Origin of the sequence: Siminovitchia acidinfaciens (assembly GCF_003605385.1) — a bacterium.
Lineage (GTDB): Bacteria > Bacillota > Bacilli > Bacillales > Bacillaceae_C > Siminovitchia > Siminovitchia acidinfaciens.
Genome location: NZ_QYTV02000002.1, coordinates 115724 through 131909 on the forward strand (window position 1 = coordinate 115724; position 16186 = coordinate 131909).

Below are 16186 nucleotides of genomic sequence, written 5' to 3' on the forward strand. Positions count from 1 at the left end.
TAAGTAAACTTTCTTAATGCCCATAGTCATTAAGAGAGTACCGTTTATAGAAAGAATAATAAACCTTGGTCTAATTAATTAAAAGAACAGGAGACTATAAATGGAAATCTTAATCAGAGAAGAGCTCCCAGAAGAATATAACATGACTGAAAAGGTTGTTAAAAAAGCCTTTTTATACGAAGAATATAGTGATAAGAAAGAGCATCTACTTGTTAATCGAATCCGAAAATCAGATGCATTTATTCCCGAACTTTCATTGGTTGCAATAGACAAGGATAAGGAAATTGTTGGTTATATTCTTTTGTCTAAAGTTACAATCGTAAATGATGATAAAACCGTGGATTCTTTGGCACTTGCCCCAGTATCTGTTACACCAGAGCATCAGAAGAGAGGTATAGGAAGTCAATTAATTCATGCTGCATTAAATAGAGCAAAAGAGATTGGTTATCATTCAGTTATCGTTTTAGGTCATAGTGACTATTATCCAAAATTTGGCTTTCAACAAGCTCGTTTATGGAATATACAATCTCCATTTGATGTGCCTGATGATGTATTTATGGCCCTGGAATTAACTGAGAATTCCCTTGAAAATGTAGAAGGGGTCGTTCACTATTCAAACGCTTTTTTAGAATGAATTTGGGCTAATTCACCAGCCTCTAAAACTTGAGATTTTGAAAGGGGTTGTTCCTGAAATTGTTTTTCAACATTTATCAGGACAACCCATTTTTTATATTGCAACTCAAGAACATGTCCCGATTAAAGCAAGGGCATACTGACTTATTCAATAAGTGCGCCCGAATAGACGGCTATTTTAAGGTAATCGGAATACTAATTATTATTTACGCAAAATCTTCTCCATCGCTTTTCCTTTTGCCAACTCATCAATCAGCTTATCCAAATAGCGAATTTCCTGCATAGTTGGTTCTTCAATGTCTTCCACTCGGACACCGCAGACCACACCTTTGATCAAAGTCCGGGAAGGATTCAGTTGGGGGGCTTTCGCAAAGAAGGTCTCAAAGTCTGTCTGTTTTTCCAGTTGCGCTTCTAACTCCTCCTGGCTATACCCTGTCAACCAACTGATGATTTCATCGACTTCTGTTTTCGTGCGTCCTTTTTTCTCCGCCTTCTTAACATAATGGGGATAGACACTTGCGAAACTCATTGTATAGATCTTATGTTTGGTCATGATACATCCTCCCTCGTTTTCTTAAGTTTATCACATAAGACCCCTAAGATTTTCTTCCAGATTGTCCCCCTTCTCCGCAATCATTACAACACCTCCGATATAATAATAAAATGATTCTCCTTTAACTCAGGTAAGCTGTTGTGTGCGTAGATGCAGATTCCTTGTCAGTTTCCTCGGCCTAATTTCGTACTAATAGAACCGCTCTAATCATATTCTTATAAAAGAACACAATAAGAAGGAGTGGAAAGTTAGGTGATAAACGTTAAGGTAAACTTACGCCCCCTTGTAAGTAAGTTAAATTTACCCACTGTTTTGAAAACAACTATACTTCCAGGTGACTCAATTGAAAGATTATTTATTGCAACCCAGGTAGGAGAAATCTTTTACATAGGAAACGGAAGTTTGAGGACTTTTTTAGATATTCGCCCGCGAATCTTAAAACTGGGTACTTCTGAACCAGGTGTTTCTCGTGGTGGATATGATGAACGGGGATTGATAGGGCTGGCGTTTCATCCCCGTTTTTATTATAACGGTCTGTTTTATCTTCATTATTCAGTAGCTGGAACACAAGGACCAGGCGCTCTTTCTAAACGGTTTAAGCCTAACCCGTGCGATCCCGATACGTTAAATCTAAGATGGACCAATAGAGAAACTCAATACGATCATATCGATACAGTTGAAGAATGGATGTTACTATCGAATGGTCAACCTCAAAAAAGACGGACATTACTTAACTTAAGAAGACCATTCTTTAACCATAATGGTGTCAATAGTTTAAACTTTTCACCTGAAACAGGAAAACTTGTTTTAACAACTGGAGATGGTGGAGCAGGCTATGACCCATTTAATTTAAGCCAAGATGATATGGAAATAGCAGGTAAAATAATTGAAATTGATGTGGCTAAGAATACATTTATCAATAATCCACCCGTCGTCACACGTTTTAATGAACTTCCCGTAACTGTTCAGGAAACACTTACGGTCATTGCTAAAGGAGTTCGCAATATACCAGGCATTTCATTTCAAAAGGCGAATAATCGATATATCAAATATGTGGGAAATGTCGGACAAGATTTGGTAGAGTCGATTTTTTCATTCGTTCAATATAAACCAGTACCGGTTACTCAGCTTATTCAAGCTTCTATAATGAATTCTATACCTGACCAAGAAGGATTTATTAACTTTGGCTGGCGAGGGTGGGAAGGTGCTTTTCCTACTTCAACTAAAAAGAGCTGTTCTGAAAATCCCACTTTGGATGAGAAAACAATTGCATATTTCAATGAAGCAATAAAAACTTCTGTAAAGCGTCTTCAGCCGTTAACTAGTTATTACCACGATGATCCCCGCTCCGATAAATTTGGAGGAACTGCACTTACAGGTGTGCAAGCCTATATGGGGAATGGAATCCCAGATTTAATGGGAAACGTTGTGTTTACCGATCTTGCGAGGCGCGAAGAATCTCAATCTCCGGTTAGAGGGGTTTTAGCTTATACCCGGGTAAGAACAGATTGTAAACTAAATGATTTTAGTGTTATTAAAACCAATTATGATTTTGGGTCTCAATCAGCTTATTATGTCAGTCTAGGAACGAATCTGGATCAGACCAGACTATATTTAGGAGTATATGGCTCTATGAAAGTGACTGATTTTAACCAAGGTACTGTTTTTGAAATTGTTCCAGGTTCATAACTATAAAATTAAATTCCTATTGGAATGCATCGAAAAAATCAAGAGAGAAATCATGCTCCCGCGGTTGGTTATTTTTTCTGATATGCATGTTCCGTACATCTTCTCTTGCGAAGGAACGATTCTTGTTCTCGTGAGATAACTAGCCATCTTTGATATATCCTGTGAATTCTTATACAGATTCTGACTACTACGGATGTTAGCTGGAATAAGTGTAGTAATTGATTGTAATCAAATGGATATATGCGTTTTTATGTGAAGTTCTTATGCTAAGAAAAAAGATGGACATATAAAAAAGGTATGTCTAGAAGGAGAAACCTATGTATTGGTTTAGCATTTTATCACATGAACCATACAAGCTTCATAATTATTTAAAAACGTTTTCGTATTCTAAAAAGCTCGTATTAACCGCCCTACTTTCGGCAATTGCAGCTATCCTGCAGTCAACCGGTAACCTTCTGCCGGGAGTCGGGTATTTAATTAGCCCTTTTGCCACTCTCCCTATCTTGGTTTGTTGTATTATATCCATTTCAAATGTGCTTCAGTGTTACGTTCTAACGTTACTTTTACTTATTCTTATACAACCCGCCGAATTTTTTGTTTTCCCATTTACAACTGGGCTTATAGGTTTAGGAATCGGGATAGCACTTCCCATTTTAAAAAGACGAATCAGCATTATCGTCTTTACATCTTTATTATTGTCAGGTGGAATTTGTTTCCTTTTATATATAGTTCAATTCCCTGTTTTAGGACCCACCGCCGGTACATCACTTTCATTAAAGGTTATAGGTTTTATTTACATTTTTACTTTTGTATATAGCTGGCTATGGGTTGAATTAAGCAGGTTTATTTTTAAGAAATGGTATAAATTGATTGAAAAAATAAGTAAACAAGTTTAGGGCGCAGAATCTATGCTCCTTCTCATGTTTAGGTCTAAATAGTTAATAAGATGTTGGTCAAATAAGAATTTCATGTTAACTTGTCAAACCGATCTACCATCCCATGTCTGATACGGGCTAACTTGTTTCAAGTACACCAAGATCCGTATGTGTTTCTTCCATTTATAAATGGTTTGAATTTTTTATGGACATGCCATCCGCTAAAAGTAATCAATATTGCCACTATAATACTTCCAATTGGTTCTGCATAACAATTGCACTTCGGACCCCATCATATTATTGGAATCAGGAGTATTGTTGCATGTAGTGTGTCACCCCCTCGATGCTGAAGTTCATAAAGCTGTAATAGAGAATCAGTGTAAGTGATTTCTTTTGGAATCGAGCGATTGGGCATTAAAGCCTGACAGCCAATTCAATCAACCCATTTCTATGGGGGGTGATATTTTCTTTCGAAAAAGATCACCTTTAATCATTGTGGTAGAAATAAAAGGGGAAGTGGTTATGCTCTTTCACTGTATGGTTAAGGACTTTACTTACCTGGCGCTTCATATGATATAACAGGGTTCAATCAGCATTGTCCCCTTATTGCACTTCGAACAAAAAATGTAATAAGGGGAAATGAAAATAATAAGATTTCAGGTGTGGAAAGAGATCAAAAAAACATCTCCGCTAGCTATATTCTTAGTAACCACTGCCCTTTACATAAAAAAACAACGGAATATGAATTTCCTTCTGGTTTTCTTTTGGGTATCTTATTTTCTCCTTATAGATGTTTTACTTCTGAACCTTACTGGCCGATTATTCAGCACACTTAATGCTTTACGAGTTTTTCTTGCAAAATCCAGCGGCTGGTCGATCGATAACCAGTGTATATACATGAGCCTCGGATGTTCAAATAACCAGTGGTTATGAAACGCTGTTACAAATATTCCTTGTTCCCGGAGCCTACTTATAAAAGGATTGAGCTCCTCCTGTAAAATAACAGTTTCACCGGCGCAAAGTGCACGTCCGTCCGGGGACAGAGACTCAAAGGTAAACATCTGCGGAATCAACAGGAAGGAGCGGCCTTGTCTGCCTAGAACGACCGGTCGGATGTTATGTCGTGATCTCATCACAATGCATATATCATCTTCAAACGTGTGCATTTCTCCTCCAAGAATTCGGCTGAACTGATCACAAAGGCTGCTTCCATCGTCATGCCGTCCAGCAGATACGTCCATACTTTGTTCATCCAGGCTTTCCAGGCTTTTTGAGCTGGCCTCCACCCGGACTGGACGAGTAGTTAATACCCGCATAGCGTCCCGGACTTTTCTGGCAAAGGCAAGTGGCTCGTCGATCGACTCAAAGTGCATATACATAAGCCGAGGCTTATCGAAAAGCCAGTGATTGTGTGTAGCTGTTACAATAATGTCGTGCTGACGAAGCTTGCTCATAAAAGGGTTAACTTCCTCTTGGAGAAGAACCGTTTCTCCAAGGCACAAGGCTTGCCCATTTTTATTCATATTTTCAAATGAAAAAGCCTGGGGAACAAACATAAAAGATTCTGCAGGTCTACCCAATACGATAGGATGAAGATTCGTTCTGGACCGGGTTGCGGTACACACGCCATTGACGACGCTAGGTGTGGAGCCTAGTATTCTTGCAAACTCTCGGCAAAGCTTTGATGGATTCGTATCCATACCTCTCACAAATAACCCCTCCAAATGAATGATATTAATATAACCTATGGAAGGATATGCCCCATCCAATTTTCCGCAAGTGTTAAATACCTATCCGTATTAAATTGGGTTTGGTCGGACAATAAAAGCCGGAGTATGCTCAATTGATTAGAGAAAATTAATGGAACAAAACAGACGTTATGGCCATTCCGGCATTAACCCGGGCTTCTCATAGCAATAGTTCCGGCGGTCCAATTAGAGACTCTGATTTGTCCAAAGAAATATGCCAGCTCCTATCCTGATAAAATCTGGATTATCACGGGACAGCTTTTAGTCCAACCTTTTCCTGTAATGGATTGACAACCGGTAAATAAACACCATTAAGATGAAGTGCCAAGATTTAAATAAGAACCTGTAACCTATCTATACAATAAAAAATCCTCATTTTTATCAGAAGGTCTGTCCAATCTAATTCGACAATTTTCAATATATTAATATTGAAGCCGGCTTTAATTGATGTAAAGGAGGTGTCCAGAGTATGTTCCTTTTTGAAGATGATTTTGTTGGTGGAGAAAGGGAAAGACGGAGAAGAAGATTAATTTGTGAATGCCGTGAAGAACGCGAAAGAGAGCGCAGGCGGGAATTTGAGTGCATATGCAGAGAACGTAGACGTAGACATGAGGAATTTGATTTCTAGATAACTTCATGAAAAAGAGAAGTCTCAGAGGTGATAGTCGTAGAGATTTCTATAGTCATAGGCCCGGCGTAGACCGGGCTTTTTCTTAAGTGTTTTCTTAATAAGCTTAAATAGGGTAAACCATAAAAGGAAAGTAACCGTCCGTTTGGGAGATAATACATTCCTTTTGGAGCAATCGTTTTTTATGTCTTTTTGCTTCGCCTCCTTTATTATTATTAATTTTAAATCTCTTTCTTTACTTTTATTGAGTAACAGTTTTATGTTAAATTCTAAATGTCGAAAGCTTAATTAGTCTTTGTATTCGAATCCAATCATCAATTTGAAAGGAAAAGCCTGATTTTTCCAAGCCGAGTAATTGTTTCTTATTAATCATCTTCTTTAATCTACTTCTTCGTCTTTTACGAGCGCACCTGCAAATCAAATTTAGCCGTCCACTTTTCCCTTCTAAGGACAACCGACAAAAATACGGATTTAGGCTGAAATGCATATTGAAGATGTTGACAAAGAGGTTGTTCTATATGTTTAGTGTCTAAGAATTCACTTCATTCTAGAAAATGGCTCTAAAATGAAAAATGGGCGTTATCCTTGTTCCAGGATAGCGCCCGATTGATAAATATAACTGTTTAAATATAATAAGCCGGTCCATAAATCCCCTAGCATTAAAATGTTGATTGATAATTAAAACGTAAAGATAGGTAATGGTCATTCGTTATCATTCTCTCTACTTACATTATACTATTATTTTTAAATTATTTATAGACTATTCTTTCTGTAATCCCACTACTATACTGTTATATACAAATCTAAAGTATAAGGGGTGTATCAGTATGAACGACAAAAAAGATATCTTAGATAATGGTCCTTTCTTTCATGGGACTAAAGCTGAACTGAAAATTGGAGATTTCTTGGAACCCCAACACTTATCAAATTACCAAGATAAAAAATCCAACTATATATATTTTACTGCGACATTAGATGCTGCTAAATGGGGTGCTGAATTAGCAAAATCTGAATCAAAGGAAAGAATCTATATTGTAGAACCATTAGGTGATTTTGAAAATGATCCGAACTTAACTGACAAAAGATTTCCTGGAAACCCAACACGATCTTATAGGTCTAAATCTCCTTTGAAAATAGTAGCAGAATTAGGTTCATGGGAAAGACATTCCGATGAAGAAATAAACCATATGCTTACATCTTTAAAAAAGTTACGTGAACAAGGAAAAGATATAATATACGATTAATACTTAAGGGGATTCCTTTCAACTTAATGGCCCGGTTGTTTAAGTTAAGAAACCGGGCACAACTGCTTATCAAGCAATTGCGCCCGTTAGCGGAATAACGTGTTATTCTTCATTCTTACTTTTGGCGAACGCCAAATCAAAAACAGATATACCCAGGGGGCGCTTATCCTTGTTCTAGGATAGCACCCTGATGTATATAAGAAACGGCCTAGCTTTACAAGTTCCTGACAGGTGATTTTATTTGGATATTCAATTTTACTTAAGTACTTCTTACGGTTTTTCTAACACATTTTACTTACGATAAAATAAACGGACCAAAATGATCATGATTTTACTTGTTGGATTACTTATCTGTGAACCGATCCATGTATTGCTTGTTACTAAATAAATCATAGATACCGGTGATTAGTACATCTTCCTATTGACCCTAAACGCCACGTTTATTTCCCCAAATCAAGGTATGAAGCTGGGGCAGGACTTTCACGTTTCTCAAATCGTTATCTTCTACTACTTTATTTACCAGCCACTCATATTTATGTAATAACTGATTAATTAACCGTTCATTCTCAGATGTCCTATGATCATCGTTACCTACCTGCAGGTAAAACGTGATTTCCGGATATCTAAAATGCACTTTTTTGGCATAGTCGAAATCCTGGTCATCAAAAATCACCACTTTTAAACTGCAACTATGTGTTGAATTTGCTCCCTTTAGTTTTTCAATAATCATGTCAAGAGTATCAAAGTCAGTTACCATTCCAGAACTTGGCGGCTTTGGAGAAATGGTTAATTCATCAATGTCTAAAAACCAATCCTGCCACTTGCTACCTTGTGTTTCTAACCCGACTTGTATCTTGTTCTTTTTTAATAGATTGATTAAGTAGCTGAGGTTTTTCAATAATGCAGGATTTCCACCGGATATGGTTACGAAAGAAAAGCCGTTACCCCCAAGTAACTTAAGTTCATGCCAAATCTCTTCCGCGTCCATTTGCTTGATTAAATCTTTTGCTGAACCGTCCCATGTAAAAGCAGAATCACACCATGTACAGGAGTAGTCACAACCGGCTGTTCGGACAAACATTGTCTTTTGGCCGATCACCATCCCTTCTCCTTGAATGGTTGGACCAAATATTTCAATTACAGGTACTTTACTCAATTTCCATCCACTCCCGCCTTGCCTCTGCATAACTGGTAGGTGTTTCATATAAACGGACAAATTCAACCTGAACACCATCATATTGATCCTGCCTGTTGTTCAGTGACTCCCTCATTTTTTCATAAATCCAAACAACCATATTCTCAGCAGTTGTATTCATCTTTGGCAAGGTTTCATTTAAATAGCGGTGATCAAGGTCAATTTCTATTTCCTGTTTCCAGATCTCCTTGATATCCCCAAAATCTATTACGAGGCCTATTTCATCTACAAACCCGCTGATGCCAAAAATGACTTTATACGTATGCCCGTGCAGATTCTTACATTTCCCTTCATAACAGTGAAGATGATGGGCTGCATCAAACGTAAACTCCTTACTGACAAGTACTCGTTTTTTATGATATTTCAGTTCGTCTTTTTTAATATCCCGATCCATCTTTTGTAAATCTTCTACAATTCGAAAACCAAAAAAGTCCTTCCCCATTATACCTTCCCTCCTTTTCTTGACGTGAGATACTTTTCTAGCCCATTCTTCCTTAACTTACATGCTGGGCACGCTCCACAGCCATCACCTATTACTCCTTCATAACAGGTCAATGTCTTCTCCCGGACATAATCCAGTACATTCAGGTCATCTGCAAGCTTCCAAGTCTCTTCCTTATCCAACCACATGAGCGGTGTATGAATAACAAACTGTTGGTCCATCGATAAATTAATAGACACATTCAGAGATTTGATAAAAGCATCCCTGCAATCGGGATATCCGCTAAAATCTGTTTCACTCACACCAGTGATGATATGCTTGGCATTCACTTGGCTTGCCAAAACAGCCGCGAATGAAAGGAAGATCAAGTTGCGTCCTGGAACGAAAGTTGATGGCAGTTCCCCTTCTTCTCCATCTGTTATTTCTATATCACTTCTTGTTAATGCGTTCGGAGCTAATTGATTCAGCAGCCCCATATCTAACAAGTGATGTCTAATATCTAACTCTTGTGCTATTACTTTTGCACACTCAATTTCACTTTTATGCCTTTGATTATAATTAAAAGTGACAACTTCTACTTCCTTAAACGTTTTTAACGCCCAAAATAAGCACGTCGTACTGTCTTGTCCACCACTAAAGACAACAATGGCTTTTTCATCCTTTAACATGTAGAAAACTCCTTTACAAAAGAAAAAGCAATACCCCTAAAATAGAAGTATTGCTTCTCCTTAGTTTTTTTAACGAGGGGGGCTAGAACCTCTATCACATATTATTCAACTATCAACTGATTATAGCATAATCCCAGTTCGTTTTTCAGATTGAGATCTCTCCTATATTTCCGCCACTTATGTGGGTATGTGATGACTGCCAAATATCGGATGGTGTCTTTTCCATATAATGGTCATAATATGCCAGGTTTTCATACATATCCTCGATCCATTTTGTACAATAGACGGTATTTCTCACTCGTATCCATCAGTTGTTTATGACTTCCTTGCATGGAGATCTTTCCTTCTTCCAGAAAGATGATCTCATCCATCTGCTCCATGCCGATGAGGTGATGGGTCACAAACAGAATGGTTTTGTTGTCTGCTGCGGATAACATTGTATGAATTAAGGCAGATTCCGTTTCCGGATCCAATCCGTTGGCCGGCTCGTCAAGCAGGACAACCGGCCTTTGCTGCAAGAGCACCCTGGCAAAGGCAATGCGTTGCCGCTCCCCGCCTGAAAATCGCTTTCCCATTTCATGCATCGGGGTTTGAAGCCCTAACGGCAAGGAGGCAAGCAAGGGTGTAAGTTGTGCCTGTTCAGCCACTTGCCATATTTCCTCATCACTTGCATCGGGGCGGCCGATTCGAATATTGTTTCCTACAGTCGTATCAAATAAATGCGGCTGTTGGTTTAACACTGAAATCATTTCCGGTACACAAGCACTATTATTCATTCGAATTGTACCTTCAGTTGGTTGCAAAGCACCCGATAAAAGCTTTATTAATGTTGATTTTCCAGTCCCACTTCTTCCTAGAATGGCGATTTTTCTCCCGGCTGGAATAGTAAGAGAAAAATTACGGAACACCCAGTCAGACTGATCGCTATATCGGTAGGAAAGGGAGTCTATCTCTATATGAACAGGTTCATTCTGCACCAAGGTGATTGGTTGCACATCTTCATCCTCGACCACCTGAAGATCCTGAATGGATGAAATTCTTTTGACTGAATCATCATAAGCGGGGATTTGCTCGACCGCTGCTGAAACAGGCAATAGAGCGTCCGCAAGAGATACAGTCATTAAAACAAAAGCAGCGATGAATGTTGGTGTCATCGTTCCGCTCTCCGCTTGAATACCTGACCAAATAATCATCGCCATCACAACCATGCCAAAGATGAATTGAAGGATGAAATCCCGGATATGGCGTTTTCTTTTCATCGTTCGTTCCGTTTGTACTAGCCGTTCCTCTTGTTCACTATAGGAACGAAGAAAATCATCCGTACGACCACTTGCTTTCCAATCTGTCAAACCTAAAACGGCATCAGTTAGTTGTTGATATAATTGATTCCGTTCCTGCTTCAAGAAGAGATGCTCTCGCCGGCTCATGACGAAAGAAACGTATGGGATCAGAAAGACTATAACGGCAACCATCAATGCCATTAACATGGCAAACGTCCAATCTACTAAGCCCAAAGCAAAGATTAATCCTCCATAGATTACCAGTGCCACTATACTTGGAAAAATGGTACGTAAATATAAATTCTGTAAATGGTCAATGTCATCAGATAGCACAGCTAATAGATCACCCGTCCTATGCCGCGAGCGTAATAATAATGCTTGAGGCTCTAACAGGCGATATAAATTCATTCGCATCTTTTCTACAATCCGCAGAACTACATCGTGTCCAACTAAACGTTCCACATAGTGAAAGGAGGGTCTGCAGATACTAAACGCTCTTACTGCTACAATGGGAACGTAAACTATCATTATACTTTCCGGCTGAAGCGAGGAAGTAGATATTAAATAGCCTGAAATAAATAAAAGTGCGGCTCCGGAGCAAATGCCGAGTGCCCCAAGCACGATCGTTAAAAGCATAAGCGCTCGATTCTCTTTTAAATAAGAGCGAATCCATTCATTCCTCCTCATGAAGCTCCCTCCGGTCGAAAAAAGGTTGTGTCATGGTTGATATTGTTTTCTCCATTCTTCGTGTGATTTGTATTCTCGTATGCCGCCTTGTTCCACAACAAGTATATGCTCCATCTCCTTTACCCAATGGAGTCGGTGCGTGGCAAGAAAAACTAGCTTTTTATGAAACAGTCGGAGCAAAACTTGCTTATTCTCATACTCCGTTTCAATATCAAGATGGGCAGTCGGTTCATCCAATAAAATGATGGGGCGCTGACTTAATAGTGCACGCGCCATGGCTACCCGCTGTTCTTGTCCCCCGCTCAACGTACGACCACCCTCTCCAATCCGTTCATGAATTCCATTCGGTAGTTGTTCAACAAGCGGATGTAGACCTATTTCCACAATAATATTCTCCACTGCTTCATCCGTTGCATCCGGTACATATAAGCGTATATTATCAGCTATTGAGGCAGGGAAAATATACGGCTGTTGAGGAATATACGCGATATTCTTTTGCCACCTTTCATGTGCGAAAGAGTCTAATCGTTCCCCATTCACCGTGATCTCCCCTTGATTGGGCTGAAGGAAACCAGCAAGCACATCGATGAACGTCGATTTTCCGGCTCCGCTTGCACCCAGAAGGCCAATGACTCCATACCCTTTCCATGAAAAATGAACATTTTTGAGAACAGACGAAGCAGTTGGTTCATGAGCAACGGATAGATTATTTATTTGGAGTGAACTTGTGGCCGTCCATTCCATCCCCTCATTCAGGGAGGTTTCATGTGTACGTTCATTTTTTCCGATAATCGTTTCCACTTGTTCCATAGCCACTTGTCCGTCTAACGTGGCGTGATAATCCGTCCCAACTTGACGAATAGGTAAGAAGTATTCGGGAGCTAAAATGAGCACCGTCAGCGCCGGTAAAAGATTGATAGAGCCATCAATCAGCCGAAATCCCAATCCGACGGCGACAAATGCAATCGACAAACTTGTAAAAAAGTCGAGGGCAAAAGAAGAAAGAAACGCGACTCTCAGTGTCCGTATCGTTGCCTTGCGATAATCGCGATTGACATGGGACATTTGTTTACCGTGGTCTTTACTTTGCCCCAAATAGGCTAACGTTTCTAACCCTTTTAACGTATCAACAAAGTGGTTCGATAAAATCCGATACGTTTCATATTGCTTATCTGCCATCGCTTGGGCAGCCAACCCAAGCAAAATCATGAAGATAATGACGATAGGCACTGTCACAGTCAGTATCACAGCCGAGGTTACATCCAGGGTAAACACATATAATACCGTGATTGCCGGAATCAAAAACGTCCGAATCATTCGAGGAATAGCGATCTCAAGGAAGGTTTTCACTTTCTCTATCCCTTCCATGGCCAGGGTAACGAGCTGTCCCGTTCCATTTGTTTGCACAAACCTCGGGCCTAAATCAAAGTACGACTCTATCAACTGTTTTCGTAACGCTTTTCCGTTTTTCTCCGAAAAACGTTCTGCCGCAAGCTGTTGGCTATGAGAAAGGGCTTGGCGGATGAGGAAGGCAACCAGAAATAAGCAAATATCGATCGCTACTGTCCTTACATCATTCCCTTGAAATAGATAAGTAATAGCCCGTGCAAGAAAAACAGCTTGGGCAACAATACATATAGCCTCGAATAAGATAGTTACACTTAAAATCCCATAAAGTTTTCGACTGCCAGGGAAGGATGGAAGACCCCTTTTCCGTTTCTTCAATATTCTAGGTCCTCTTGACTTTTAATGCGTTTCCGAAAGACGTAATAACTCCACCCTTGATAGCCGAGAACGAATGGGATTAAAGTTAATGAGGCATAGCTCATCACTTTTAAAGTATACGCCCCCGATGCCGCATTAATTATCGTGAGATCATTTGCTGCCCCCAGTGTACTGATCATCACACGTGGAAACATCCCGATAAAAATACTTGCTGTAAGCAGAATGATCGTCAAGCTCGTCAGCGCAAATGCCAAACGATCTTGTTTATAACGATTCAATAAACTTGAGGCAACTAATGCCACCCATGCCAAAATCGGAAGTGCCACCCACCCCGCTCCATGACTAGTAAAAATATCCGTCTTCAATAGTCCGCCTATGACAAAGAGTGAGAATAAGATAAGGGTATAAGGAGCTAACTTCTTAGCAGCGACTCGCGCTCGTTCTTGAAGTACTCCCATCGTTCTCAATGTAATAAACTGCAGGCCGTGAGCGATACATAATAACGTGAACATGGCCCCACCTAATAAGGCATATGGATGAAGAAGCTGCATAAAGCCGCCGACCACTTCTTTATTCTGGTCAATCGGAATCCCTACCATGAAGTTTGTCAATGCTATCCCCCAAAGAAGAGCCGGCAGGAAACTTCCAATAAAGATGGCCCAATCCCACGTATTACGCCACATTTGATGTTCGATCCTACCCCTGAATTCAAAAGCCACTCCTCGTAAAATCAAAGCCAACAACATAAACACAAACGGGATATAAAACCCGCTGAACAACGTGGCGTACCAATGCGGGAATGCCGCGAACATGGCACCCCCTGCTGTAATAAGCCACACTTCATTGGCATCCCAAAACGGGCCAATGGTATTAATATATACGCGGCGTTCATGATCATCCCGTCCAAGAAACTTCGCAACAGATCCTACCCCGAAATCAAAGCCCTCTAATACAAAAAAACCAACAAATAAAATAGCGATCAACAAAAACCAAAGCTCATTGAGAGACAGCATAGGCATCCTCCTCCCGATCAAACGGATCAGTGCTGTAAGGTTCGACCACCTTCACACCTGTTTCTTCATTCCGGATGACACGAATGAATAAATAGACACACACGCCGGCTAAAACCGCGTAAAGAGTTGAAAAGGAAATAAGTGAAAATAGAACTTCTTTTGCTGTTACATGTGGTGAAACGGCGTCTTCCGTTTTCATGACACCAAAGACAACCCACGGTTGACGTCCGATCTCGGTCATAATCCAACCGACTGAGTTGGCGATAAATGGTAATGATATAGCACCCACCATTAATTTAGAGAACCACCCTTTTTCTGCCAATTGATCTTTCCTTGATAAGATCCAGCCGACTATACCGAGTAAAAGCATAGCCATCCCGCTAAAAACCATGACTCGAAAGCTCCAAAATACCGTTCGGACAGGGGGTATATAATTTCCAGGTCCATACTTGGCTTCATACTCCTTCTGAATTTGATTCATTCCTTCAATTTGACCACTGAACTTGTTAAATGTTAAAAAGCTGAGCATTTTCGGCAATTGAATTTCAGAGGAATTCACACCTTCTTCCGGGTCAATTTTAGCAATGAGCGTCAATGGGGCCGGGTCTGGACTCGTATCCCACAGCGCTTCCGCTGCAGCCAGTTTCATTGGCTGAGACTTAAAAAGGTGCTGCATTTGTTCATGTCCAACGACCGTAGTAATAAACGTGGAGATTATTGCGATGATAATGGCAACGTGAAAAGAATTCTTGAACATGGGTGCTTCATGCTTTCTGGCTATTTTCCAAATGCTGACTCCAGCAACGAAAAAGGCCCCAGTCGAAAACGCTGCAAATAATGTGTGCGGGAATTGCACCCATAAATGTGGATTTTTCAATATCGCGAAAAAGTCTGTCATTTGTGCGCGTCCATCCACAAGCTCATACCCAACAGGATGATGCATAAAGGAGCTGGCCGTTAAAATCCAAAAAGCAGATAACATGGTACCGATGGAGACGAGCCAGATGGATAACAAGTGGACACGCTTTGATAAACGGTCCCACCCAAATACCCACAGTCCAATAAATGTGGACTCCATAAAGAAAGCAAGCAGTCCCTCAACGGCAAGAGACGGACCAAAAACATCTCCGACAAAACGGGAATAAGAAGACCAATTCATCCCGAATTGGAACTCTTGTAAAATTCCTGTCACGACACCAACGGCAAAGTTAATCAGGAACAGTTTTCCGAAAAACTTCGTCAACCTTTTATAGTCCTCTTGCCCTTTTACGTAATACATCGTTTGTAAAATAGCAATGATCAGGGCAAGGCCAATGGATAAAGGAACAAAAATATAATGAAAAATAGTTGTTGATGCAAATTGGATACGTGCTAATACTAGTGGATCCATATTTTCAAACTCCTCCTTTTACATGACTGAAAAGCAGTCCTCTGAAAATAATCAAATGAGGGATATAATTTTGAGGGCTCGCTTGTGAATTAGTGAGCATATAATTTGCTGACGAATAACTAGATAACACACATTTGATTGAAACAAATCTACTCCTTACATTATTACTAAAAAAACGCTAAACCTTCCGATTCTTTCTCTACTACTATTCTACTATAATGACAGTGGAATAACGCGTGAACCCTTGACTAACCAATGACCAAACAGTCAATAGTTTTTGTCCGAAGTTGGTCGGAATTGTGTCAATCACCTATTTCATCCAGTTTCAAGTAAAATGAAGTGTAAAAGTGTAAAGGAATCCGCAAGCCCGGTTTTCTGGATTTTTATTCCTGGAAATCCTCCTTCGTTGAAATAAA

Annotated in this window: 13 protein-coding genes; 4 read left to right on the top strand and 9 right to left on the bottom strand. The window is 39.9% G+C overall.

Annotation, left to right across the window (positions count from 1 at the left end; all coding sequences use genetic code 11):
- Nucleotides 1–100 precede the first annotated feature (100 nt).
- Nucleotides 101–634, top strand: coding sequence for a GNAT family N-acetyltransferase (locus D4T97_RS04860; protein ID WP_126048302.1), 534 nt, complete (start codon nucleotides 101–103; stop codon nucleotides 632–634).
- 201 nt (nucleotides 635–835) lie between these two features.
- Here the strand turns inward: D4T97_RS04860 and D4T97_RS04865 are convergent, their stop codons facing one another.
- Entirely contained in the window at nucleotides 836–1186 is a 351-nt protein-coding gene (locus D4T97_RS04865) for a DUF2200 domain-containing protein (protein ID WP_126048304.1), read from the bottom strand.
- Nucleotides 1187–1438: 252 nt separating this feature from the next.
- Between D4T97_RS04865 and D4T97_RS04870 the strand changes: the two genes are divergently transcribed.
- Together D4T97_RS04870 and D4T97_RS04875 are read left to right on the top strand one after the other, a co-directional pair.
- On the top strand, nucleotides 1439–2875 hold the full coding sequence (locus tag D4T97_RS04870) for a PQQ-dependent sugar dehydrogenase (RefSeq protein WP_126048306.1): 1437 nt from the start codon (nucleotides 1439–1441) through the stop codon (nucleotides 2873–2875).
- Nucleotides 2876–3192: 317 nt separating this feature from the next.
- The gene (locus tag D4T97_RS04875; RefSeq protein ID WP_126048308.1) at nucleotides 3193–3771 is read left to right on the top strand and encodes a hypothetical protein; all 579 of its coding nucleotides are present in this window, start codon (nucleotides 3193–3195) and stop codon (nucleotides 3769–3771) included.
- Nucleotides 3772–4523: 752 nt separating this feature from the next.
- Here D4T97_RS04875 and D4T97_RS04880 read toward each other — a convergent pair.
- Nucleotides 4524–5450, bottom strand: a complete 927-nt coding sequence (locus D4T97_RS04880) for a DUF1259 domain-containing protein (protein ID WP_126049147.1) — start codon at nucleotides 5448–5450, stop codon at nucleotides 4524–4526.
- Nucleotides 5451–6953: 1503 nt separating this feature from the next.
- On the opposite strand from D4T97_RS04880, the gene arr reads away from it, so the two are divergent.
- Nucleotides 6954–7370, top strand: coding sequence for an NAD(+)--rifampin ADP-ribosyltransferase (gene arr / locus D4T97_RS04885; RefSeq protein ID WP_126048310.1), 417 nt, complete (start codon nucleotides 6954–6956; stop codon nucleotides 7368–7370).
- 427 nt (nucleotides 7371–7797) lie between these two features.
- Here the strand turns inward: arr and queE are convergent, their stop codons facing one another.
- The 7 genes from queE to D4T97_RS04920 form a co-directional block, all read right to left on the bottom strand.
- Nucleotides 7798–8526, bottom strand: a complete 729-nt coding sequence (gene queE / locus D4T97_RS04890) for a 7-carboxy-7-deazaguanine synthase QueE (RefSeq protein WP_126048312.1) — start codon at nucleotides 8524–8526, stop codon at nucleotides 7798–7800.
- Nucleotides 8519–9007 (bottom strand): 6-carboxytetrahydropterin synthase QueD, encoded by a 489-nt coding sequence (gene queD, locus D4T97_RS04895; protein ID WP_126048314.1) that lies wholly within the window; start codon nucleotides 9005–9007, stop codon nucleotides 8519–8521. Before queD ends, queE begins: the two co-directional genes overlap by 8 nt.
- A complete protein-coding gene (queC, locus tag D4T97_RS04900; RefSeq protein WP_126048316.1) occupies nucleotides 9007–9675 on the bottom strand; it encodes a 7-cyano-7-deazaguanine synthase QueC in 669 nt (222 codons plus the stop codon). The genes queD and queC overlap by 1 nt, the downstream gene beginning before the upstream one ends.
- A 251-nt stretch (nucleotides 9676–9926) precedes the next feature.
- A complete protein-coding gene (gene cydC / locus D4T97_RS04905) occupies nucleotides 9927–11642 on the bottom strand; it encodes a thiol reductant ABC exporter subunit CydC (RefSeq protein WP_126048318.1) in 1716 nt (571 codons plus the stop codon).
- Between the two features lie 30 nt (nucleotides 11643–11672).
- Nucleotides 11673–13367 (bottom strand): thiol reductant ABC exporter subunit CydD, encoded by a 1695-nt coding sequence (gene cydD, locus D4T97_RS04910; RefSeq protein WP_126048320.1) that lies wholly within the window; start codon nucleotides 13365–13367, stop codon nucleotides 11673–11675.
- On the bottom strand, nucleotides 13364–14380 hold the full coding sequence (gene cydB, locus D4T97_RS04915; RefSeq protein WP_126048322.1) for a cytochrome d ubiquinol oxidase subunit II: 1017 nt from the start codon (nucleotides 14378–14380) through the stop codon (nucleotides 13364–13366). The genes cydD and cydB overlap by 4 nt, the downstream gene beginning before the upstream one ends.
- Nucleotides 14364–15770 carry a cytochrome ubiquinol oxidase subunit I gene (locus tag D4T97_RS04920; protein ID WP_126048324.1) on the bottom strand — a complete coding sequence of 469 codons (1407 nt, stop codon included), beginning with the start codon at nucleotides 15768–15770 and terminating at the stop codon, nucleotides 14364–14366. The genes cydB and D4T97_RS04920 overlap by 17 nt, the downstream gene beginning before the upstream one ends.
- Between the last annotated feature and the right edge of the window lie 416 nt (nucleotides 15771–16186).

What these genes read in the sequence shown, in the direction of transcription:
- D4T97_RS04860 (WP_126048302.1), top strand. Translation starts at nt 101, where the DNA reads ATGGAAATCTTAATCAGAGAAGAGCTCCCAGAAGAATATAACATGACT.
- D4T97_RS04865 (WP_126048304.1), bottom strand. Translation starts at nt 1,186, where the DNA reads ATGACCAAACATAAGATCTATACAATGAGTTTCGCAAGTGTCTATCCC.
- D4T97_RS04875 (WP_126048308.1), top strand. Translation starts at nt 3,193, where the DNA reads ATGTATTGGTTTAGCATTTTATCACATGAACCATACAAGCTTCATAAT.
- D4T97_RS04880 (WP_126049147.1), bottom strand. Translation starts at nt 5,450, where the DNA reads ATGGATACGAATCCATCAAAGCTTTGCCGAGAGTTTGCAAGAATACTA.
- arr (WP_126048310.1), top strand. Translation starts at nt 6,954, where the DNA reads ATGAACGACAAAAAAGATATCTTAGATAATGGTCCTTTCTTTCATGGG.
- queD (WP_126048314.1), bottom strand. Translation starts at nt 9,007, where the DNA reads ATGGGGAAGGACTTTTTTGGTTTTCGAATTGTAGAAGATTTACAAAAG.
- queC (WP_126048316.1), bottom strand. Translation starts at nt 9,675, where the DNA reads ATGTTAAAGGATGAAAAAGCCATTGTTGTCTTTAGTGGTGGACAAGAC.
- cydC (WP_126048318.1), bottom strand. Translation starts at nt 11,642, where the DNA reads ATGAGGAGGAATGAATGGATTCGCTCTTATTTAAAAGAGAATCGAGCG.
- cydB (WP_126048322.1), bottom strand. Translation starts at nt 14,380, where the DNA reads ATGCTGTCTCTCAATGAGCTTTGGTTTTTGTTGATCGCTATTTTATTT.
- D4T97_RS04920 (WP_126048324.1), bottom strand. Translation starts at nt 15,770, where the DNA reads ATGGATCCACTAGTATTAGCACGTATCCAATTTGCATCAACAACTATT.